Source organism: Ochrobactrum sp. PL_is483 (assembly GCF_055816855.1).
Genome location: NZ_JBVPGS010000037.1, coordinates 1 through 22,598, shown reverse-complemented (window position 1 = coordinate 22,598; position 22,598 = coordinate 1). Strand labels below are relative to the sequence as shown.

Annotated in this window: 19 protein-coding genes and 1 pseudogene; 7 read left to right on the top strand and 13 right to left on the bottom strand. The window is 55.4% G+C overall.

Annotated features, from left to right (window positions below):
- Positions 1 to 103 precede the first annotated feature (103 nt).
- Positions 104 to 358: a hypothetical protein gene (locus AC0TNJ_RS13835; protein WP_122002884.1), complete on the top strand. Its 255-nt coding sequence runs from the start codon at positions 104 to 106 to the stop codon at positions 356 to 358.
- Between the two features lie 99 nt (positions 359 to 457).
- On the opposite strand, the gene AC0TNJ_RS13830 is transcribed toward AC0TNJ_RS13835, so the two are convergent.
- The 7 genes from AC0TNJ_RS13830 to AC0TNJ_RS13800 form a co-directional block, all read right to left on the bottom strand.
- A complete protein-coding gene (locus AC0TNJ_RS13830) occupies positions 458 to 1,405 on the bottom strand; it encodes a cell wall hydrolase (RefSeq protein WP_473771418.1) in 948 nt (315 codons plus the stop codon).
- A 643-nt stretch (positions 1,406 to 2,048) separates the two neighbouring features.
- The gene (gene phoB, locus AC0TNJ_RS13825) at positions 2,049 to 2,735 is read right to left on the bottom strand and encodes a phosphate regulon transcriptional regulator PhoB (RefSeq protein ID WP_006468130.1); all 687 of its coding nucleotides are present in this window, start codon (positions 2,733 to 2,735) and stop codon (positions 2,049 to 2,051) included.
- A 116-nt stretch (positions 2,736 to 2,851) separates the two neighbouring features.
- Positions 2,852 to 3,574: a phosphate signaling complex protein PhoU gene (gene phoU / locus AC0TNJ_RS13820; RefSeq protein WP_010657755.1), complete on the bottom strand. Its 723-nt coding sequence runs from the start codon at positions 3,572 to 3,574 to the stop codon at positions 2,852 to 2,854.
- A 61-nt stretch (positions 3,575 to 3,635) separates the two neighbouring features.
- Positions 3,636 to 4,409 carry a phosphate ABC transporter ATP-binding protein PstB gene (pstB, locus tag AC0TNJ_RS13815; RefSeq protein ID WP_473767494.1) on the bottom strand — a complete coding sequence of 258 codons (774 nt, stop codon included), beginning with the start codon at positions 4,407 to 4,409 and terminating at the stop codon, positions 3,636 to 3,638.
- A gap of 64 nt (positions 4,410 to 4,473) precedes the next feature.
- Positions 4,474 to 5,790, bottom strand: coding sequence for a phosphate ABC transporter permease PstA (gene pstA, locus AC0TNJ_RS13810; RefSeq protein WP_473771417.1), 1,317 nt, complete (start codon positions 5,788 to 5,790; stop codon positions 4,474 to 4,476).
- Positions 5,790 to 7,283, bottom strand: coding sequence for a phosphate ABC transporter permease subunit PstC (pstC, locus tag AC0TNJ_RS13805; RefSeq protein WP_473771416.1), 1,494 nt, complete (start codon positions 7,281 to 7,283; stop codon positions 5,790 to 5,792). The genes pstA and pstC overlap by 1 nt, the downstream gene beginning before the upstream one ends.
- 151 nt (positions 7,284 to 7,434) lie before the next feature.
- Positions 7,435 to 8,481: a PstS family phosphate ABC transporter substrate-binding protein gene (locus AC0TNJ_RS13800; protein WP_473767497.1), complete on the bottom strand. Its 1,047-nt coding sequence runs from the start codon at positions 8,479 to 8,481 to the stop codon at positions 7,435 to 7,437.
- Positions 8,482 to 8,794: 313 nt separating this feature from the next.
- On the opposite strand from AC0TNJ_RS13800, the gene AC0TNJ_RS13795 reads away from it, so the two are divergent.
- Positions 8,795 to 9,643 carry a transporter substrate-binding domain-containing protein gene (locus AC0TNJ_RS13795; RefSeq protein WP_473771415.1) on the top strand — a complete coding sequence of 283 codons (849 nt, stop codon included), beginning with the start codon at positions 8,795 to 8,797 and terminating at the stop codon, positions 9,641 to 9,643.
- An 11-nt stretch (positions 9,644 to 9,654) separates the two neighbouring features.
- Here AC0TNJ_RS13795 and AC0TNJ_RS13790 read toward each other — a convergent pair whose 3' ends face one another.
- Positions 9,655 to 10,071 carry a YbaN family protein gene (locus AC0TNJ_RS13790; protein ID WP_473771414.1) on the bottom strand — a complete coding sequence of 139 codons (417 nt, stop codon included), beginning with the start codon at positions 10,069 to 10,071 and terminating at the stop codon, positions 9,655 to 9,657.
- A gap of 564 nt (positions 10,072 to 10,635) precedes the next feature.
- Between AC0TNJ_RS13790 and AC0TNJ_RS13785 the strand changes: the two genes are divergently transcribed.
- Complete coding sequence (locus AC0TNJ_RS13785; RefSeq protein ID WP_006468123.1) at positions 10,636 to 10,992, top strand: septal ring lytic transglycosylase RlpA family protein; 357 nt, start codon at positions 10,636 to 10,638, stop codon at positions 10,990 to 10,992.
- 30 nt (positions 10,993 to 11,022) lie between these two features.
- Here AC0TNJ_RS13785 and AC0TNJ_RS13780 read toward each other — a convergent pair whose 3' ends face one another.
- Positions 11,023 to 12,483, bottom strand: coding sequence for a RimK family protein (locus AC0TNJ_RS13780; RefSeq protein WP_473771413.1), 1,461 nt, complete (start codon positions 12,481 to 12,483; stop codon positions 11,023 to 11,025).
- Entirely contained in the window at positions 12,483 to 13,589 is a 1,107-nt protein-coding gene (locus AC0TNJ_RS13775; protein ID WP_122002874.1) for a bifunctional GNAT family N-acetyltransferase/peptidase C39 family protein, read from the bottom strand. The genes AC0TNJ_RS13780 and AC0TNJ_RS13775 overlap by 1 nt, the downstream gene beginning before the upstream one ends.
- 295 nt (positions 13,590 to 13,884) lie before the next feature.
- Between AC0TNJ_RS13775 and AC0TNJ_RS13770 the strand changes: the two genes are divergently transcribed.
- From AC0TNJ_RS13770 to AC0TNJ_RS13760, 3 genes are all read left to right on the top strand, one after another.
- Positions 13,885 to 14,505 (top strand): transglutaminase-like cysteine peptidase, encoded by a 621-nt coding sequence (locus AC0TNJ_RS13770; RefSeq protein WP_473771412.1) that lies wholly within the window; start codon positions 13,885 to 13,887, stop codon positions 14,503 to 14,505.
- Between the two features lie 207 nt (positions 14,506 to 14,712).
- Positions 14,713 to 15,135, top strand: a complete 423-nt coding sequence (locus AC0TNJ_RS13765) for a VOC family protein (protein WP_473771411.1) — start codon at positions 14,713 to 14,715, stop codon at positions 15,133 to 15,135.
- Between the two features lie 69 nt (positions 15,136 to 15,204).
- On the top strand, positions 15,205 to 15,777 hold the full coding sequence (locus AC0TNJ_RS13760; protein ID WP_473771410.1) for a histidine phosphatase family protein: 573 nt from the start codon (positions 15,205 to 15,207) through the stop codon (positions 15,775 to 15,777).
- A gap of 328 nt (positions 15,778 to 16,105) precedes the next feature.
- On the opposite strand, the gene AC0TNJ_RS13755 is transcribed toward AC0TNJ_RS13760, so the two are convergent.
- Positions 16,106 to 17,842, bottom strand: coding sequence for a Hint domain-containing protein (locus AC0TNJ_RS13755; protein ID WP_473771409.1), 1,737 nt, complete (start codon positions 17,840 to 17,842; stop codon positions 16,106 to 16,108).
- A gap of 236 nt (positions 17,843 to 18,078) precedes the next feature.
- Here AC0TNJ_RS13755 and AC0TNJ_RS13750 point away from each other — a divergent pair, with 236 nt between their 5' ends.
- Positions 18,079 to 21,333, top strand: coding sequence for an RCC1 domain-containing protein (locus AC0TNJ_RS13750; protein WP_473771408.1), 3,255 nt, complete (start codon positions 18,079 to 18,081; stop codon positions 21,331 to 21,333).
- 171 nt (positions 21,334 to 21,504) lie between these two features.
- On the opposite strand, the pseudogene AC0TNJ_RS13745 reads toward AC0TNJ_RS13750, so the two are convergent.
- A pseudogene (locus tag AC0TNJ_RS13745) lies at positions 21,505 to 21,688 on the bottom strand (IS481 family transposase); the annotation flags it as partial.
- A gap of 286 nt (positions 21,689 to 21,974) precedes the next feature.
- Positions 21,975 to 22,598: hypothetical protein (locus tag AC0TNJ_RS13740; RefSeq protein ID WP_473771407.1), on the bottom strand; the 624-nt coding region annotated here is incomplete at its 5' end.

Below are 22,598 nucleotides of genomic sequence, written 5' to 3'. Positions count from 1 at the left end.
TGGAATCACCGACAGTTTATCAGACGGCATAAATTCACCACCTTTTTTCCTGCCTTTCCGCTATAGTATTCACGCGGTCAGTTGCTGAAGAAAGCAGAAAGCAATGAATAAGAAAGTGCTTATCTTACTGGGCGTTACCGGCCTTCTGGCCGGCTGCGTGACGATGACGCCCGAACAGCGCCGTGCGGCTGACGAGCAAACCTGCCAAAGCTATGGCTTCAAACCCAGGACCGATGCTTTCGCCAATTGCCTCATGCGGCTCGACCTCGATCGCAGAGCCGACAGGCGTGCCTGGCAGAACCGGGTGGATTTCTACGACACGCCGATGGTGATCTATCGCCCGATATACCGGCCCTGACGCCTTGTGGCGAAAAACGGCGACCATCAGTCAAAATCAAAACGCCGGCCTGAAGCAAACAGGACCGGCGTTCTGATTGATCAAGTGCAGATCAGCTTTTTATAGCGGCGCTTCCGGCCTGTCCTGAGACAGAAGAAGCGCGCCGATGGCGTCGGCCTGCTTCTGGCTTGCCGGACCATAGCCGAGCGACGTCGGCTGCGGAGCGGTCGTATCGAATTGCGGCTGATAGGAGGCCATTTGCATGTGGTTCTCCTGCTGAGTTGCAGGGACACCGCGATGACGCGCCAGGCGATTACCGCGGGCCTGCGGACCGGCGCCGCCGTTCTGTTCCGCGCTTTGAGCCTGAGAAGCCTCCGCGAGCGCCACCTGAACTGTCGGTGCTGCGCCCGGAACCGGACCCGTCTGCGGCAGGGTCACGTCATAGGATGGATCTTGAGGAACGGAAGGCGATTGCGGCGAATAGGCGAGCGCAAGATTGTATGGTTCCTGCGGAACCGGATTCTGGAGCGAGCCGTCGCGATTGCGCTTCTCATAGAAGGAATTGCCGCCAGCGACGAGCACATAGTGCATGTTGTTATAGGGGAACTTCAGGCCCGCCGTATGGAAGAACATGGCGTTCTTGAGCTTCGGATGGCGCTGCCCCTTCAGGACTGCATCGGCAGTTGCCTGAACATCAGGTAACGCCTTGGAATTCATCTTGCGGGTGAGAACACCGGGCGCGAACTGGTTCTTCTGACCGACCACACCGCAAATCGTATCAGGATAACGGCCCGATGCGAGACGATTCATGACGACCGTGCCGACAGCCAGAAGCCCGTCGGGACTCGAACGGTTGGATTCGAAGAACATCGCGCGTTCAAGACATTCCTTGTCACGCGCGGTGTAGGTGTAGGTCTTCACGCCATTGACCGATTTGACGTGGCTTGCCGCCGTCTTTTCCGAATTGGCTTTTCCCGAAGTCCCGGTCGTCGTGCAACCGGTCACCACGAAAGGCGCAACCACCAGCCCGATAAGAACGGGCAATTTCCACTTCGCGGCGCGCGTCAATGGCTCAGTCTCATGTTAGGACCCTTAACTGATCCAGTCATACGTTCAGGCAGACACATCTGAAACGATGCGCGCGAACGTCTGACTGCGGTGCAAGTCAAAGAGGACGAAGATCAAAATCGCTCATCCTACTGTCGCTCAATCGAATTCAAGGTTTTGGAATTTTTAGGCCAAAAAAAGGCGAAGCGTCAAATCCCAACGATGCAGGAAGCAGCCAGACAGCCTAAAATGAATTCCGAATCGAGAGTGCGAATATGCCTACAAGCCATTTAAATATATTAATAATTTATTAACGAGAGTTACGAATTCAGATAAGGCATTGATTTAAAGCGATTCAAATTCTCGCAATACACGCCATATCGCTGCCTTAATTCGTGTTTGCTTGGATAGTTTTCCCGACCACATTCATGCTGCTTCAAATGATCTGCAAAAATTCAGTTTTCCATGGGTTCCGCTGGTTGCCGTCAACTTTGGAAACATAGTTGTAACATCGTGTGAAAACGCCTAATTGGCGCGAGTTTTGACCCGGCAGAGGCGAATCGGGTCAGCATTGCCCAGGGCCTATCACCCGTGAAACGGCCCGCCACGATGAACATGACGGGCCGATCAAGAGCTGTACTTGAGAGTTTCGAAACGGTGTCGATCAACCGAAAGAATAACCGGCGCCGCGAACGGTCCGGATCGGATCAAGCGCACGACCGACATTGATTGCCTTGCGAAGCCGCCCGACATGGACGTCCACGGTGCGATCATCCACATAGATATCGGGACCCCAAACGCCATCCAGAAGCTGGCTGCGCGAGAAGACACGGCCGGGCGACATCATGAAATATTCGAGCAACCGGAATTCCGTCGGTCCAAGACGAACTTCCTTTTCCTTGCGGTAGACCCGATGCTGCTGGCGGTCCAGAACAAGATCGCCCACTTTCAGCACATGAGACAGGATGCTCGGATTGGAGCGGCGCAGCATTGCCTTGACGCGTGCCAGAAGCTCCGGCGTTGAAAACGGCTTTACGACATAATCGTCGGCGCCGACGCTTAAACCTCGGACGCGTTCGCTCTCCTCGCCACGCGCCGTCAGCATGATGATCGGCAGGCGCTCGGTTTCCGGCCACTGGCGCAGGCGACGGCAAAGCTCAATGCCCGATACGCCCGGCAGCATCCAGTCCAGAATAAGCAGATCCGGCACATTCTCGCGCAAGGCGATTTCGGCCTCGTCGCCGCGCAGCATCGTATCGACCTGATAGCCCTCTGCCTCAAGATTGTAGCGAAGCAGAACGCTCAGCGCCTCTTCGTCTTCCACCACAGCGATTTTGGGTGCCTGTGACATCCAGTATTTCCCTATCCAAATTCGGCGGACGGTGGATACAATCCCCCAATCGACCGCGTGCCGCCGCGCTATTCACACATTCTCAACCGCCGGACCAAAGTCCGGCCGGTTGCAGTTCAGGGTTTACGCGCCTCATCCACGACAATACCGTGGCTCAGGTCTTCCTTGGGTCGCTCAGCCGGCATTTGCAGGCCAGTCACGATGTAATAAACAGTCTCCGCGATATTGGTCGCGTGATCGCCGATGCGCTCGATATTCTTCGCGCAGAACAGAAGATGCGTGCAGGCGGAAATATTGCGCGGATCTTCCATCATGTAAGTCAAGAGTTCGCGGAACAGAGACGTGTACATGGCGTCAATTTCGTCGTCGCGGTCGCGAACGACATTGATCTGCTGCACCGAACGCGACGCATAGGCGTCGAGAACGTCCTTCAGCTGCGTCAGCGCCAGTTCGGCCAGCGTTTCCAGACCGCGATAAAGCTTTACCGGCTGGCGTGATTCCGAAACGGCGGCAACACGCTTGGCAATGTTCTTGCCCAGGTCGCCGACGCGCTCCAGATCGGCGGAGATGCGGATCGAGCCGATGATCTCGCGCAGGTCCACGGCCATGGGCTGGCGCTTGGCGATAATCATGACGGCCTTGTCGTCGATCTCGCGCTCGCTGGCGTCGAGGATAAGATCGTCAGAGATGACACGCTGCGCGAGCGCATTGTCCGCATTGACGATTGCGGCGACGGACTGCTCGACCATACGTTCCGCATGTCCGCCCATCTCGGCGATCTTATGGGAGAGAAACTTCAATTCCTCGTCGTAGGAGCGAACGGTATGCTGAGACGGCATAGTAGACCTCGTAATAAAAATTGCGGGGAAGCCGCACTGTCTGTTGAAACGCAGTTCCGGATCAGCCGAAGCGTCCGGTGATGTAGTCCTGCGTGCGCTTTTCGGTCGGCGCGGTGAACATGGTTTCCGTGTCGCCCACTTCGACCAGATTGCCAAGATGGAACATGGCTGTGCGTTGCGAAACGCGCGCGGCCTGCTGCATCGAGTGCGTGACGATCACGATCGTATAGTTCTGGCGCAGTTCATCGATCAGCTCTTCCACCTTCGCAGTTGCGATCGGGTCGAGCGCCGAGCACGGTTCGTCCATGAGGATGACTTCCGGGCTGACCGCAATCGCGCGCGCAATGCAAAGGCGCTGCTGCTGGCCGCCTGAAAGGCCGGTGCCCGCATCGTGCAGGCGGTCCTTCACTTCTTCGAACAGGCTGGCCTTCTGCAGGCTCGTCACGACGATTTCCTCCAGATCAGCCTTGGTGCGGGCAAGACCGTGGATGCGCGGGCCGTAAGCGACGTTCTCATAAATCGATTTCGGGAACGGATTCGGCTTCTGGAACACCATGCCGACGCGGGCCCGCAGTTCAACGACATCGATCTTCGGATCGTAAATGTCCTCGTTGTCGAGCGTGATCTTGCCGCCGACCTTGCAGCCTTCGATCGTATCATTCATGCGGTTGAGTGAACGCAGGAAGGTAGACTTGCCGCAACCGGAGGGACCAATCAGCGCCGTGACCATCTTTTCCTGGATTTCCAGATCGACGTCGAACAGAGCCTGCTTCTCGCCATAAAACACGCAGACCTTGTCGCCCCGCATCTTTATGGAACTGGCGTTGGCGTTCATTTTTTCTCCTACGGCTTTCTCGAGAGATCGTTCAGTCATCAGGTTCATAGCTTGCGACTCCCGTTTACCAGCGGCGCTCGAAGCGGCGGCGCAGAATGATTGCTGCAATATTCATCACGGCCAGAAACAGAAGCAGGACGATGATAGCGCCTGACGTGCGTTCAACAAAGGCACGTTCTGCTTCGTTTGCCCACATATAGATCTGCACCGGCAAAGCGGTCGCCGGATCCATCGGTGTCGACGGCACATCGGCAACGAATGCTACCATGCCGATCAGGAGGAGCGGCGCGGTTTCACCAAGCGCATGGGCGAGACCGATGATCGTGCCGGTCAAGATGCCGGGTGCGGCAAGCGGCAGGACATGGTGGAACACCATCTGCGTCTTCGATGCGCCGAGACCGAGAGCTGCGGAGCGTATGGAAGGTGGCACGGCACGCAGCGCGGCACGCGTTGCGATGATGATGGTGGGAAGCGTCATCAATGTTAGCACCAGACCGCCGACCAGCGACGCAGAGCGCGGCAGGCCGAAGAAATTGATGAAAACCGCAAGTCCGAGCAGACCGAACACGATGGATGGCACGGCCGCCAGATTGTTGATGTTCACCTCGATCATATCGGTGAACCGGTTCTTCTTGGCGAACTCCTCCAGATAGATCGAAGCAGCAACGCCGATAGGCAGCGAGAGGCCGAGAACGATAAGCATCATGTAGAGCGAACCAACCAGTGCAACCCCGAGACCGGAGGTTTCCGGGCGGCTGGATGCGCCGAACGTAAACAGACCCGTATTGAAGGCCTCCTTCATGACGCCTTCTTCCGAAAGCGTTTTCATCCAGCCTACTTGTCGGTCCGATACCTTGCGGCTCGTCTCCGGCACGGAAAGATCGATCTGTCCCTTGAAGGCGGAATCGATGTCGGCGCCTGCCAGAACCGGAACGGTCTGCGTCGTGCCGATGAGCGACGGATTGTCCATCACGATCTTGCGCAGCTGAATGCGTACACCGTCCGAATAGAAGCGGCCCAGATCGCGCATAGCCGGCCGGTCTGTCGTGGAAATACCAAGCTTTTCGGCCAGGGCGTTGCGCACCAGCAGCGGATAGTTGGCGGTGATCAGCACATTCGGATCGGTCGCCCGCTTGTTGCCCGGATCGATCACCTTTTCCTCAAGCTTGACCGGCAGATAGAGCGTCGTCTGCCAGAAGGCAGTATAGCCCTTGGAAAAGACCGAGAACAGGAGCGCGCACAGGAAGAACACACCGATGGCAATTGCGGCAATGCCATAGTAGCGGAAGCGGCGTTCAGCAGCGTAGCGACGCTTGATCCCAATATCGCGGCGTGTCGGCCGTGCCGTGGCGCCGCTGGTGTTAAAGGTCGTATCGGTCATTATTCGTACTGCTCCCGGTACTTGCGCACGATGTGCAGCGCAAAGATGTTCATGATCAGCGTCAGGACGAAAAGCGTGATGCCGAGTGCAAAGGCCACCAGCGTCTGCGGCGAGTTGAACTCAAGGTCGCCGGTGAGCTGATTGACGATCTTCACCGTGATGGTGGTCATCGCCTCGAATGGATTGATGTTGATGCGTGCCGCAACACCTGCAGCGAGCACCACGATCATGGTTTCGCCGATGGCGCGGGAGGCGGTCATCAGAAGCGCGCCGACGATGCCAGGCAATGCCGCCGGAAGAACCACCCGCTTGATGGTTTCCGAGCGGGTCGCGCCGAGGCCGAGCGAGCCGTCACGCAACGCACGCGGCACGGCGGTGATGATGTCATCGGAAAGCGAGGATACGAACGGGATGAGCATCACGCCCATGACGAGACCGGCGGTCAGAACGCTCTGCGCCATGATAAAACCTTGCCCGCCTGCAATGGCAATGGAGAGATCGCGCAGGAAAGGTCCGACAGTCACGAGCGCGAAGAAGCCGTAGACGATACTGGGAATGCCCGCCAGAAGCTCCAGAACCGGCTTTACGATGGTGCGCACGCGAGGCGAAGCATATTCGGCCATATAAATGGCCGAGAACAATCCGACCGGAACCGCGAACAGCATGGCCACCAATGCGATATAGAGCGTGCCTGCCAGAAGCGGGATGAGACCAAACTGGCCCGTCTCGCCACCCGACCCGGCAGCGGCAAAGCGCGGGTCCCACACCGTGCCGAAAAAGAAATCCCACGGCGAAACCGACTGGAAGAAGCTGATGGTCTGGAACAGCATCGAGCAGATGATGCCGACTGTCGTCAGGATGGCGATGCCGGAGGCTGCAATCAGGCCCCAGAGAACGATCCGCTCGACATTGTTGCGCGCACGCATGCGCCGGCTGATCGTGGAAAGCCCGAAGATCAGGCCCGCGACGGCGATCACCAGAGAAACTGCGGAACCGATGGTGTGCGTCAGCGCCGTTGCCTTTTTCAGGTACAGCGCGATCGGCACCATATAATCCGCGCCTTCGGTCGCGAGCGCCACGCCCTTTGCGCCCAGAAGCGTGCGAGCATCCTGATAATTCGATGGAAAGCTTTCCAGTTCGGTTGGCGTCAGCCGGTCAAGCCCGCTGGCCAGACCGCGAACCATGCCGAGTTGCAGGCTGCGATTGGTGAAGGAACCTTCCTCAATGGCATCCGGCAAGCGGGCGGTCGCACTGTGATCGATATAAACCGACGTTCCAAGGGCCCATATGGCGAGGAACAGAACCGCGGGCAACGCTGAAACGAGGAAAACCCACCAGCCGTGATAATGCGGGCGGGAATGCATTTTCTCGGTCGGCGAGGCTTTTGCGGAAGCCGACTGCGCCTTGTCCAGTGCAACGGCACGCTGGCGGCCTATGAAGAATCCGATCAGCCCGATTGCAACGATACTGACGAGAACCAGAAAGAAGGACATTCAATTTCCCCGGTTGCCCTGATGAATGCGGATGGCTTTGAGGTGCAGCTTCCACCCATGCCGTTCCGCGCGAATGCGCCTGTCATAATATAAAGGCGCGAAAGGAGAAGAACGCGGAGATTTCTCATCCCCGCGTTCCACAGATCAAAACTTACTTCGCAGCCAACGTCTTGCCTTCGGCGAAGCCAGCGCGCTGTGCTTCACGTTCTGCATCCGGGGCCGGAACCAGACCGTATTCGGCGAGCGGGCCGTCAGGACCGATCATCTGGTCGTTGAGGAAGAACTCAACATATTCCTTGAGGCCCGGGATGACGCCGAGATGCGCCTTCTTCACGTAGAAGAACAGCGGACGCGACACCGGATATTCGCCCGAAGCAACCGTTGCAGCGGAAGGGGTAACGTCGTTGACGGTGGCGACCTTCAGCTTGTCGGCATTGTTTTCGAAGAAGTAGAGGCCGAAAACGCCAATGCCGGTCTTGTTGGAGTCGATGCGAGCCAGCGTTTCAGCATAATCGCCATCGATGTCGACAGCCTTGCCGTCCTTGCGCACTGCGATACAGGCGGAAGCGGCAGCCTTGTCGTCGAGGCCGGTCTTCTTGATTTCGTCCAACGCGCCGGAGTGCTTGCAGCCGTCGGCCAGAACTTTTTCCTCAAACACTTCGCGGGTGCCGTGCTTTTCGCCCGGGATATAGGCGGCAATGTCCCAGTCCGGAAGGTTCGGGTTGACCTGGTTCCACTTGGTGTTCGGATTGTCGACCAACTTGCCATCTACGACCAGCTTGGCTGCGAGCGCCTTGTAGACATCTTCCGGCTTCAGCTTCCAATCCGGACCCTTGGCGTCGGTCGCAAACACGATGCCGTCATAGCCGAAGCGTACTTCCTGAACGTCCTTGACGCCAGCGTCGATGCACGACTTCAGTTCCGAGTCCTTCATGGCGCGCGATGCATTGGCGATATCGATGGTGTTTTCACCGACGCCCTTGCAGAATTCCTTGATGCCTGCGCCCGAGCCACCCGATTCAACAACCGGCGTCTTGAAGTTCGGGAAGGTTTCACCGAACGTCTCGGCGACGATTTTTGCATAAGGCAGAACGGTCGAGGAACCGGCAACCTGAATCTGATCGCGCGCCTGAGCGGCGGAAACCGACATAACGGCAGCGATGGCAAGCGCTGCGGTCGAGGAAATCATCTTGTTCATGAGCTGCGGCTCCTGTTGTAAAAGACATATGACGATGTGGCGTCGTTAGCCCTCTACGCGCTCTATATTACATTCATATGACACTATTGTTACAGGTTTGTATCAGAGCCGTTTGCCAGTGGTTTTGTGGGGTTTCAGGGACCACTGAACCGGCAAGGGACAAGACGGCATTCATCCGCCCGCAAGAGGGTCGCGTTTTCGAATGGATGGACCCCGCCACGCGAATAACGGCTCCCAATTTCCGGCCAGTTTACGCAGCCGCATTTCCCGACCTATGCTTCGAATGACACGGTGACAAACACAAGGTTTCCACGTGAACTATCCACGTCTGTTCAATCTCGTCTGGATAACAGCGCTCGCAGGCTGGTCGCTTCCGTCTTATGCTCAAGGTGGGCGCCCCGCGCTCACCATTGCTACCGAGGGATACTTTCGGCCCTACAATCTCACGCAATCGGACGGCACGCTCGACGGTTATGAAGTCGAGCTTGGCAAATATCTTTGTCAGACGATGAACGTCGAATGCAATTTTATTGCCATCCCTTTCGATGCCATCATCCCAAGCCTGCAGGCTGGAAAAGCCGATGCAGTCATGGGCGCCCTGTCGGCGACGGAAGCGCGCGAGAAAATCATCGATTTCTCCACCTCCTATGCCCGCACTCCGCAAGTCTTCGCCACCGTGCGCGACAGTCCTTATAGCGGACTTTCTCATTCGAACGAAAACCTCGACCTTTCCGGCAATCAGGCAGACACCGAAAAGGTTGTTCGGGACTTTGCCGCAGAGCTAAAGGGAGCAACTATCGGCGTTGTGGGAGGATCGATAGCCCAGATGCTGGTCGATACCTATTTCAGCCAGGGAACCACGATCCGTGAGTACAAGACCGCCGAACAAGTCGACCTCGACCTCAAAAGCGGACGCATCGATATGCAGGTTACCGCACGGTCTTATCTGAATACGATCCAGAAGACGCCAGCCTACGCGAATGTCGTCATGACCGGGCCACTTTTCAAAGGCGGCCTGCTCGGGCGCGGGGTCGCTGTCGGCCTGCGCAAGGACGAAGCTGATCTCAAGCGCCAATTCAATTCTGCAATCATGGCAGCGAAGGCCGATGGCACTATCAAAAGACTGTCCGAAAAATGGTTCGGATTTGATGTGACGCCGTAAAGCGGACGAACTTACTCGTTCGGACGTGACAATACATAAGCGGCGGAACCCAGCATGAACAGCGTTACCGCTCCTGCCAGCAGCCAGCCGGGTTTTGCGCCCCACCAGAACAGGCCATAACCGACCGTCATACCAAGACATGCGTAAAGCTTGGCGCGCGGCGGGATGGCACCGCGCTCGCGCCATTTGATGACCAGCGGTCCGAAACGCTGATCGGCCAGCAGCCGTGCCTCGATCTTTGGCGAAGACCGCGCAAAGAACCATGCGGCAAAAATGATGAAGATCGTTGTCGGCATGACCGGCAGGAAGGCACCCACAATTCCAAGTCCGAGCATGAGAAAGCCCAGGCAAAGATAGACGATCCGCTTGCTCGCCGAAATCGCGGGCGAAGCGGTGTCGATCCTGTCTTTTTTCGGGTGGTCCTGCATGGCGTTCCGTCGTCTGATCTGAACGCTTATAGCAGGAATTCAGCGGTTTCGTGCAGGGTGACAGCAGTCAAAGAAACGTCATCTCACCATCTTTCGGGCCTGTGGATAACTTTTGAAGTTCGAGAAGAGCACCTGAAACACAGTCAGAAATTGCAACTTTGCCCCCAAAACGCCCTAATTTGTCAACTTCGCCGCTGGCGCTGAAAACTTGCCTTGCAAATAAAAATTGCACCTTGGGCGGGGTCGGCTACCGGACACGCAAGCAGCTTTTCTTGTGATCTGCGCGCGAAATCAAGGTGCAGCAAAGCCGTGCCGCAGATTCCTAACGAATCGTAAACAGCTTTACAGCAATCAACCCAAACACTTCCTAATATTCCTGTGTTATGTTTGAAATATGAAGTAAACAACAGCCAGTATAGGATGATTTTCCCTAGGCGATATAGATTCAGTTATCGCACAATGTTCTCATTCGAACCACGCCAGCGCCACATTTAGATTCCAGTTCGGAACCGTCTTTCTCAGCGACAACTGTGGGACACCCCGTCAACAACTAGTGGAACTGGCATGACTTTCAAGACCCGTATGGCTATGCTTGCCGTTGCGGCAACCGGTCTTCTCGCGGCCACCGCAATCGAGGCTTCAGCACAGCAATGCGGCGGTGCCTCCTGGTACGCCCTCACTTCCCGCACGGCTTCGGGTGAACGCATGAACCCGTCCGGCCTGACCGCAGCACATCGCACCCTGCCGCTTGGCAGCAAGGTCAAGGTTACCAATCAGAGAAACGGCAAGTCGCTTGTCGTGCGCATCAATGATCGCGGCCCATTCATCAAGGGACGTGTTCTCGACCTGTCAAAGGGTGCCGCAGGCCGTCTGGGTTTCATCGGCGCGGGACACACCAAGGTCTGCTTTACGCCGCTTTGATTTCAGCTGCACTTCGCCTGACTGCTGGATCTATTTCCGATCCAGCCGGTCGGTGAACCAGCGGGTCAGCTTGATCCAGACCTCGTCCTTTTCGGCTGCGTCCTCGATACCGTGTTCGAGATTGGGATTGTCGTTGACCTCGATCACCACAACCCCATCGCCCGTTTCCTTCAGGTCGACGCCATATAGTCCGTCGCCGATGCAGCGTGCAGCCCGCAAGCCCGTTTCCAGTACCGGTGGCGGCGCATCGCCCAGCGCATAGGAACGAAATCCGCCTTCCAGCGGCTTGCCGCCCGTATCGTGCTTGACGATCTGCCAGTGGTTCTTCGCCATCATATACTGGCAGATGAACAGCGGCTTGCCGTCAAGAACGCCAACGCGCCAGTCGAACTTCGTCGGCATATATTTCTGCGCCAGCAGGAGATCGCTGTCCTCCAGCCATAATGTGGCGAGCGCTTTCAGTTCGGCAAAATCCTTCACCTTCTTCACGCCGCGCGAAAATGACGAATCCGGTATCTTGATGACCATCGGAAAGCCGAGCATATCGGCGGCTCGCTCCAGATCTTCCTCGCCCGCGATCATCACCGTGGGCGGAACCGCCACATCGTTCGCCTGCATCAATTCGTGCAGATAGACCTTGTTGGTGCAGCGGATCATGGAAATCGGATCATCGATCACCGGCATGTTTTCCTGCTGCGCGCGCCGTGCAAAACGGTAGGTGTGATTGGAAATCGACGTCGTCTCGCGGATGAACAGGGCGTCATAATTGGCAAGCCGCGGCAGGTCACGCTTGCCGATCGGTTCCACCTCCACGCCGAGCCGCGCCGCAATCCTCGCCCAATGCTTCAGCGTGGAAACTGTCGAGGGCGGCATTGCCTCCTTTGGATCGCACAGTGTTGCAAAGGAATAGCGCGCCGGAACCTTGGGGCGGGCGGCACGCCACTCACGCTGGGTATAGCGATCGAGCGCCTCTTCGAAGCGTTCTTTCTGCGCTTTGCTAAACTTCGCAATATTCGCAAAGCCGATCTTCTGGATTCGCGCCCATTCACCGGGCTTGATCGTGACTTCCAGCGAGGGCGCGCGAAACCAGTCGAAGAGCAGTCGTCCGAACCGTTCAAACTCGGGATCGTCGGCAAGACCGAAATGCACATGGATTGTTTCCGGCGCTTTTTCCGGATGCTTGCCGAGCGCCCTGTTCAGCATGTCTTCCAGTTCGGGAATGGCGTTTTCATAGAGCCGCCGTTCCGACAGATCGATCATCGTTTCCACGGAGGGAATGATGCGATGGCCCCGCGCTTCGGCCAGAAGCGAAGCGTAATAGCCGCGGCTCTGATAAGCGTAGGAGCGCGACAGATTGATGATGCGCGGGCGCAGCTGGCCGTTGAAGAGCGCGGGATGCGCGAGATAATCGCGCGTGGTCATGACCTTATGCGGCGTCGCCCCATTGTCGATATCCGAGAGGCGTCCTACCAGAATGACGCAAATGGTCATCAGTCCGTCCTTTTTTCCAGAATAACCGCCGCCCTGAGCCCATCGCTGCCGAACCGCGCAATGCGGTCGAAAATGTGAAAGGGAACAGGAACATTTGCAGCATCGGCGATGGTTTCGCCGAGCTCTTCCTCCACCCAGGGGTCGTGAATGAGAATGTGCCGCCCATCTTCACCATGGGCCAGAACCCAGTGCGGCACCTTCTTGCCGAACATATGATAACCGCTGATCAACACGATCACCGCCGCTCCACGGCGCAAGGCAGCCAGAATGTCGTGCAGCGTGAAACCGCGATAATCCACCGGAATGGCATAGGCTTCCGTGCGCTGGCGAAAATCGGTCTGCGCCAATTGCATGACCTTGCGTTTTTCTTCCGATCTCACCGATTGCAGAAAAAGCATGTCCTCGATGGAGACGATGATCGATGCTTTCAGGCCGCGCTCATGTGCAGCAACAGCGAGCCCGAAAGGCTCGCAACCGCCCGGCCCCGACATCATGTAGATCGTCGTTGCATCCCGCCAAAGGCGGACCTCCAGCACCGGATCGAGCCGCGTTTCCCGATTGTGCCGGGCAAGCACCATCATCAGGCAGGCCGCACCGCAGGTAAAATCGGTCGTCTGCTCGTAATAGGGAAAGGCGGTAACCGGCGAAATGTCACCGCGAACCGTCTTTTCAAAACGCAGCGCATCCGAATGATCCGCATAATAATCGAGATAACGTCCAATGGGGCGATAACCGTGGCGCTTATAGAGCGCGATGGCACGCTCATTATCCTCGCGCACCTCCAGCCGCAGCAATGGACGGTCGTGGTCGTAAGCTGCCGTCTCAGCGGCCTGTAACAGAAGCGATCCTATACCCTTGATCCCGACCTCCGGATCGACGGCTATGGAATATAGCCGTGCAAGCGCGGTGCCATGACGAAACAGGATCATCGCATAGCCGATGACTATGCCATCCACCGTTGCAACGATGGTTTCCGCTGTCGGCCGTGCGATGAGGGCGCGAAATGAACGGCGGGAGATCCTGTCTGTCTGGAAACAACGTTCTTCGATGCGCAGGAGCGCATCCATGTCGTCTGCCGTGGCCTTGCGCGTCGTTGCGCCTGTCATTTTTGGGCCTTTGCAAAGGGATCGTTCCGATCCGGTCGAACACCAACAATTGGCTTATTCGAGGCAAAAGACAAGCGCCCGGACCGTGGCAAAATTATGGGTTGTTTTCGCCCTCCAAGCTGCTCCCTGTCCGCCCACAACATCAATCAAGGATTGTATAATTGAAAGATACCCGCATTAACCATTAATTAAGAAGTCGGGCGATCCCGGGGCGAACCGAATTGACTCCACACTATTTCAGACATTAACGTTTCGTTAATAAATGAGTAATGGCGAGAGCCAAAGGGCGTTGAGTATGTTTTGCGTTGTTCGCTCGACCACAAAGATTATGGCAGCCGCTGGTTTCGCAGCGTCGCTGCTGATGGCAAGCTTTGGCGCAGAAGCCGCCTCCGGTGATTTCATGCAGACCGGCAAGCTGACCTCGCAGCCGATCGGACACTATGAATTCTGCAAGCGCGAAGCCAAGGAATGCGGCATTATTAGCCGCGACACCCGCCCGCTGCAGCTCAACCATTCAAACTGGCAACGCATCGTCGAAGTCAACCTTTCGGTCAACGAACGTATCAAGCCGATGACCGACATGGAAATCTACGGCGTTGAGGAATATTGGGCCTATCCGACCACCGTTGGCGACTGTGAGGATTACGTCCTGCTGAAGCAACGCGAATTGCAGAAGGCTGGCATTCCGCTCACCGATCTTCTGATTACCGTTGTTCGCAAACCGGACGGCGAAGGACATGCGGTCCTCACCGTTCGCACTGATCGCGGTGACTTTGTTCTCGACAACCTGACCGACGAAGTCATGCGCTGGAACGAGACGGACTACACCTATCTGAAGCGTCAGGCCGCCAACGATACCGGTCGCTGGGTCACGATCGAAGGTCCGGACAATCTGCTCGTCGGCGCGGTACGCTGATATCGAAACTTCCCTATTTGTTTTGAAGACGATCCGGAAAGTGCTATTCATTCCGGGTCTAAAAAGGAGAGATCGGTGCGGTTAGCCCGATCCCCGTTGCAAAGCGGGTCCTGGCCTTCGCGATTGCTGTCATTTCGACAGAGGCGTCGAGTCCCTTGACCTTCCACTCCGATGCAATGGTGCATGGGAGAAAAAGAGGTCTTGGTCATGAAACAGCAAATCTCCGTCATCACTATTGGTATCGTCGATCTTGCGCGCTCGCGTCGTTTTTACGCCGAGGGTTTCGGGTGGGTGCCGGTTTTTGAGAACGAAGAAATCATCTTTTATCAGATGAACGGTTTCGTTCTCGGAACCTTCCTGAAAGCCTCCCTTGAAGCCGACATGAACCGCGATGGCCTTTTGCAGCCGGGCGCATTTTCTCTTGCGCATAATGTGGCGCAGCAAGCGGATGTCATGCCGCTGATGGACCGGCTGGTTGGGGCTGGCGGAAAACTGTTGCGGGCAGCCGATGCACCAGTCCATGGCGGTTTTCGCGGTTATGTCGCCGATCCCGACGATCACGCCTGGGAAATCGCCTGGAACCCGGCCTGGGCCATCGACGAAAATGGCTTTGTAACATTCGGGATTTGAATTCGTCAGGGTGGCCACAGAGCGCTTTTTAGGCCCTGTGGTTCCGATGATGCGACGATTGGGCCGCGCATGACAAAAATCTATTTCATTTCACATCCAGAAGTCGTGATAGATCCCGCCAAGCCTGTTCCGTCATGGAGTCTGTCAGAGCGTGGCCTTGAACGCATGCATTCCTTTGCCGGCAGGCCCGAGCTGCGATCGATCACGTCGATCTGGTCCAGCACCGAAACAAAGGCAATTGAAGCTGCCGAAATTCTGGCTGGCGTTCTGGGAATTGCTCCCTCAACGGATCGCCGTTTTAACGAGATCGATCGAAGCGCCACCGGCTTCCTGCCCGCAGAGCAACATGAAATCATCGCCGACCAGTTCTTTTCAGCGTCCGAGGCGAGCATTCACGGCTGGGAGCGGGCCATCGATGTGCAACAGCGCATCGTAGAGGGCTTCAAAGCAGTGAGACGAGTCCTGCCCTCTGGCGATATCGCTATTGTTGGCCATGGCGGTGCCGGTACGCTTCTTTTCTGTTTTCTTGCCGGTCTTCCAATCAGCCGCCAGTATGACCAGCCTTTTCAAGGGCACTACTGGTGCTATTCATGCGAGGACAATGCTGTCCTCCATCACTGGAAGCCGATAGCGCCGTGTTGAAATCGCGCCAAAAAGGCGTTCGAGGTTACATAGATAGCACTTGTCATCATAGCCGTTGAGAACCGTTTCCCTGCTCCGGCAAATCCGCACGGAACAGTGAGAAGGCCAGTATGCAACCGACAATCAAATCGAATGGCAGAAGCTTTGTCGCAACGTTCAAATGCGATTATGTCCTTTCACCACAACGCCAGACAAACCGTCGCGGCTCTGCTGCCATTTTGATTGCACAATACTGAAAATGTCCGGTATTTAAGTATCTATAGATCCCCTGATTATATGCCTATATACCACGGTCATATTGCCAGGAGTTCCTGCATCTTCTATTGGGTTATTGTTTCTTGGCCAACATACCCTGCATGGTGTTGTCGCCCACCTGGATTCCTCCTGCCATAAAGATCGCATCTTCAGGGGTCGAGACATCTTCGCGGTTCTCTTTTTCGAGCACCAGGTTGTACACCTTGCGTGGGGTATCCATGATCTGCTTGGCCGCTTCCTTCACTTGCACAGCATTGCCACTTTTGTCGTAGACATGGTCGCCTGCCTTGATTTTGCTGGCGACGATCAAGCCATTACCGGTACGCACAGGGTGGCCCGGCGTCAGTAATACCGTGCTATCGCCTGCCACAATCCGCACAAAATCCGTGTCCGTGCCGTAAGTAACCGAGCGGACTCGAAGAGTCTCGCCACCCTTGCCAGCAATCAGGCTTCCCTCTCTGAGGTTTTCGATCGGCATCTCGCTCACTTCCGCGTTCACGAGCTCCACCATTGTGCCTTCCAGCACACAACCATACTGGATTTCAATTGGGGAGATGCGCTCAAAATTGTCCTCATCCACACCGTGGAGAAGCGTATAATTAGACGCCCATCCAGTAGTAAAAGGCTGACCAAACGCGCCGCCATCGGCGAGCGTCGACGTGACCGTCACACCAAAGGGCAGTACAGTGCCGCTTCTATAACATGGCGCTCCAAAGTCCGCAGCCTTGATAGTAAACGTGAAGCCTTTTTTGTCCGCATCCAACTGAAAGCTGTCTTTGATGGAAATAGCGCTCGGCTCCAGCTGACACGCACCGCCATCGATCGATCCCAACGCTATTTCAATATGCGGGTTGGTGTCTTCCGTTCCATCTCCGAAGGGCATGAGCTCGTGGCTGTACCTGATTGCCCCACCTATTGGAAATACCACTTTGACATTGCTGTTAGGCTGCCCCGGATAAGTGGGGCCATAATCACAAAGGCTACCGCTAGGATTACCTCTGTTCAAACAAACAACGACCGGATTTTCCAACTTGTTGGTCGTTACTTTGTGAATTGGATCATACAGTTTTGTCGCTGTGACTTGGAAATCATTAATGGGTAGCCCTACAGCCTGGTCGGTCGCAAGTACCAAGACCGCCCCCTCGCTGTATCTCATATTGGTGACGCCAAGGGTTGCACTAGTGGGCTTGACAAGCGTTGTATTGCTGGTTGCGGGCATGCGCCGTATATCGTAATTCTTGCTCGGGTCATTGCTGTTTTGAGTGCTTGCACGCGTTATTGCCACATATCTGCCGTTAACATTCTCGAGAATTTGCTGTGTTATTTTCAGGTTTTTATTTGAAGGCCCGGTTGCAAGACCTTCAATGGGCGCATATGCGGTTCCAACTACGTCGTAACTCACATTCTTAGTGCCTTTGAACCCCAGCATCTGAACATAAGGTTGAGGCACATCATCGGATATCCCAGCAGCCCTCATCATGGAACGCGCTGTGATAGGTTCGCCTCTGCTCTTCAATTTCAGCTGCCGCTCCTTGTATTCTTTCAGCTGTTCAAACAGCGTGGGGTCAGATTGAGGCGTAATACCGTCAAGCCGATATCTAGCCATCATGGCGGCTTCAACGATCGGATCGGTCAGATCCAACACGACAGTTTTCCCCTTAGGAATTTTACTTAGATAAAGCGACAGTGCTGCTTGGTCTTCTTCTTCTGTTGGCGTGACAGCGTGAGCTGGCAACCCAAAAACAGTCATACTGAGTGCTGTTGCAGCCAGCATGCCGAAAAGCTTCCTTTTCCTGATAGAAGCGGACATATTCTCAACCTCCAATTTCATAGGATGGATCAATATCAAGTACATTGCGACGTGTATTTCGCGACAATTTCAATAAAAGAGCCGTGACGCCATGGTTTCGCCGATCCGGCTTTCACCTTTTCTGCACATCAATTCAAACATGATGATTTTTACTTATCAACTGTCAACATTGATAGTTACCAAAGTGAGCAGACTGGTGTTTTTATTTTAAATTGTTAGAAATACTGGAGGTACTTATGAATAAAGAACAACCCAACACGCAAGCCAACGAGATCGATTCCACCATGGCGCCGCCGCCGCTGCGGCTGATAGAAAACCTGTGGGAACCCACTGTGGAACACGCCATAGCCTACGGTGGAATAGGTCGCCGCGATGTTGAAAACCCCTTCAACCGTGTGCTCGTACTAATCGACCCGCAACCTGAATTCAGAACGGGCGACACACTCACTCTCTATTGGGGCGATGAAACAAATCCCGCCGATACCCACCTGATCGATGAACAATTCGATAGAAAGGACCCGATTTCGATGTGGGTTGATGCGGCTCACATCGTCAAGACAGGCGATGGGAAAGTCGATGTCTGGTACACGTTTCGAACTAGAGTTTTCGGACAGATACAGCCCTCGTATAAAACGACCGTTTTAGTGCAAACCACTATACCCGGTGGTGTCGATCCTAATGTTCTCGATACGCCCTATATAAACGAAAACTTGCAGCCTCCATTGGTGCAACCTTCATTCATCGACCCACACGCAGCAGACCACGGGGTTATGGTGACTGTTCCCGCATGGGAAAACATGGCGGTCAACGATTTGTTGCAGGTAAATTGGGGAGCGCAAGTCATTGCCTATCCGCGATTGAAAACCACCGAAATAGGCCGTCCCGTTATCGTTGACGTGGATCGCCAAACGATTGCAAATGCCGGTGACAGCGACAACATGATGATTAGCTATAGCGTCACCAATGCCGTTAGCACGTGGTCAAAATACGCCCCATCCACGCCTGTTGCAGTGCAGCTCAGTGGCGCCGTCTTTGCCGCTCCTTTTGTGATCGAGGCTCCGAATAACATTCTGAACCGTGACGCATTGATGGGTAACGACGCAACCGTCTCCATTCCCCGTCAGGCATCGATAGCTGCCAATGATACGATTCATCTGGTGTTTGACGGGCACTCTCGTTCCCTCCTCCCTGGTCACGAAGAAAGCGATGCGGCCCAGGGCAAGCTGATGAAGATCAGCAACGGCGTACTTGCGTGGGTGACCCCTGGTACGGCGTCGCTTTACTATCTGGTCAAAGACGCAAAGGGCGTCGTCAAGGGACAATCGCTGCGCACCTCCCTCGAAATCATTGGAACCGCGTTAGTCCCGGCCGAGCCATCGGTCATCGAGGCTCATGATCATACACTCAATCCCGCTGATGCACCTGGTGGGGCGCATGTGATTGTTCCCGCCTGGCCTGGGATGCGGCTTGGCGACAGCATGAGGTTCTACTGGAGTGGCATTGACTCCAATGGTTATGAGATTGTCTATCCTTACTTGGCTACGATAGGCCAAGACAGCCCGCTGAATCTACCTATTCCGGTCACCGTGCCGTTCAGTTTTGTGGACAGACTCGCTGGCGGCAGCGTCGATGTGTTCTATCGAATCCAGCGGGAAAGCAGTACTCTGTCGTCTCGGCATCTGTTTCTAAACATTACTGCCAGTAAGCTGCTTCCAAAACCCGAGGTCAAGGGGGTGGTGGACGGCGTGTTGTACGCATCGCTGTTTCCCAACGGGGCGAACGTTACCATTCCGGCTTGGCCCAACATGGACGAGGGTGATAGAGTCGATTGGTACTGGGCTGCCCATACGACGAACGGCAGCACTCAAGGCTACAAAATTGTTGACGCGCAGCAAAAAGGCCACGACATCCAGATTGTGATACCAAGGAGCGTCATCGAAGCCGACGCGGCCAAGGCCGATTCTGTCACCGTCCGCTACAAGGTAACGCCGAAGGCACCTGGCATGGCGGCGCAAGAATCCGAATGGAACGAGTTCAATGTGCTACAAACTCCTCAGGCCAACAATCTGCTGGTGATGGGAGCTCGTTCATGTATTGGCAGCTTCAGCGATTACGGAGCGTCGCAATACCTGCATGCGCTGGACGTCACCACCAGAACCGACTTAGACGCCGAGTGGTGCTACGCAGACGATACGACGTGGGTGCGGGGTGTCAGTTTCAAGGATACACGCCCGTGGATTCCCTTGTGGGTGCGATCGCACTTGAGCATGGTCATTATTAATCCGGTTAATGTATGTGGTTCCGGAAATAACTCCGACGTCAGTGCGGCGGCGCTATCGGCGTTGAGTTCGGAAGGTAGCGTAACCGCCTGGGGAGCGGCTGAAGCAGGAGGCAGCGTTCCGCCAATCCTCGCGACCAAGGCAGCCGCCGTCAATATCAGCTCCACGATGCTCGCCTTCGCCGTAACCCATGAAAACGGGAGCATTTCGGCATGGGGAGACCCGACTATGGGAGGAGGGGGCCCTGAAGACGCTATCTCTGACGCCCGTCGCGTCTTCGGTAATGACGGTGCCTTCGTGGCCCTGCGGGGCCAAGGTTACTTGACCGGATGGGGAAGGGCTTTTTACGGAGGAGAGATACCGACTGATATTCTTGCTTTGAAAAATATAGTAGCCGTCGTTCCCGGAGGAGCAGCTTTCTGCGCACTAACCAGTGATGGCCGGATAGTCTCCTGGGGGTCGCGGAGAGGCAGTCTTGACGAGGTGAACCAATATCATGACATTGTGGATATTCGTGGCAACGGCGCCAGCTTTGTCGCCTTGCGGAGAAATGGCGCAGTTGTTGCCTGGGGCGCGGAACGCTACGGCGGATCTGTCCCGGCAAACATTAAGAACCGAAACGATATCGTGGAATTGGCAAGCGCCACACAGCAGGCATTTGCAGTGATAACTGATCAAAGGTCTGTTCTTGCCTGGGGTTCCGGGGAATATGGCGGCACGGTGCCCCCCGACATTCTGGGGCTGACTGACATTGAAGAGGTGACTGCGAGTTTCGGAGCGTTTTGCGCTCGTAGGCACAACGGCACAGTAGTGGCTTGGGGCCGGCCTGACTTTGGGGGCAGCATCCCGGACGACTTTGCCGCGCTCAACCACGACATCATCCAAGTGGCAGGAACCAGCACTGCGTTCGCGGCTCTGCGACGCGACGGAACAGTGGTTGCATGGGGAAAAGCAGACGCGGGAGGCGACATCACCAATGTGGCAAACCAGCTCAACGATATTCGCGCGATCTATAGCAATACTCAGGCATTCGTCGCTATCAAAAACGGTGGCGGTGTTGTGACATGGGGTGGAGCGAATAACGGCGGAGACAGCTCTAGCGTCAAGGCATATTTGGACGGACATCTTTTCTACGAGGCCGCGAACAGCGGTTCGCCATTGGCAGCCAGATTGCGGAAGCGCATTTTCGCTTTGCCTGCGAAAATTCGGTAAGCTTTCTCTGACGAATCGTTCATATCGGCACGGATCACAGCATCCGTGCCGTTTTTTTTGGCGACCCGATACCACGCCGGGACTGAATCATAGGCGTGGAAGGCGGCCCTATTCTCCATGAGGATGCGTTGCCAATATCCGTCGTTATCGTAGGGAATCCTGTAAAACACGGGTTCTAATCAATGGCTTCAGGAAGCCGGCTACCGCCAGTTTTGTGGCCTTGCGATAGATACGGGCGAACACCAGCTTGCTCGTCCGGTCGACCGCCACAAAAAGAAAGCCTTTGCCGCGCTCATAGGTAGCTCAGCAATATCAACGTGAAACCGCTGATCTCGTAACCTTTGAATTTCCAGGGGCCGGTCGCTTTCAAGTTGCGCGGCCGAAGCTCCCCTCCGCTGCTTCGATGAAAGAATTTAAACCATCATATACCGGGACCCAACAGCAAAGCGCCACTGAATGAAAATTCAGTGGCGGCCGGAAAAGCTGCAATAGTCTCAACACGATGGTCTTTTTTTGGGGGTTAACTAATCGGACAGTTCTCTATCAACACCGATCACACATAGTGTGATCGGTGTTATTATCGTGAATTCATTAGAAACCAAGTTTCGATAGTAAACTTCTAAAATTTATATGCGGTAGGGTTACGATGGATCATCTCTGTCATCCGGGGGATTGAGATTGCCGCGGGTGTCACAGATGATAGTAACCGCAGGAGTGGAGGTCACCGAGCCATGGGAATTCCTAGCGCTAAATTGGAGGCGCCCTTCAGCCATTGGAAATAGGTAGAGTGCCTTACTTGACGGGATAGTGAACGCCATTGATGCGTTGAGGTCGTCTGGACCAACACCCTTCGGCAACGTATAGCTGGCTTTAACTATCTCAGCACCCACTTCGAGCGTATCGGTGTCCATGAAATAGGCCTTGAAAATAACTGTCACCTCATCCCCGACAGCCTTGTTAAGGTAGTCTGGGATAGTGACCGGCACCCCATTTTGTGCAGCAACAAAGCCAATAATGTTCACACCGAAGGCAGGTGCAGGAAGGCCGTTTTCCCCACCTGGCAGATCGCCGGCGCTTTCGACTGTGACCATTGTACTGACCGAAATTGCGGAATTGGTCACCGGGGTTTCGCCGGGATTGATGGCACTGGTTCGTGAGGCAACATAATGGATGGGCATACGCCCGCTTCCCAGCGTTTGAATCACATTTGCCGGCACGGGCGTGGTAAGATCTTTGCCGTTGCCAACATCGGTGGATGAAACCGT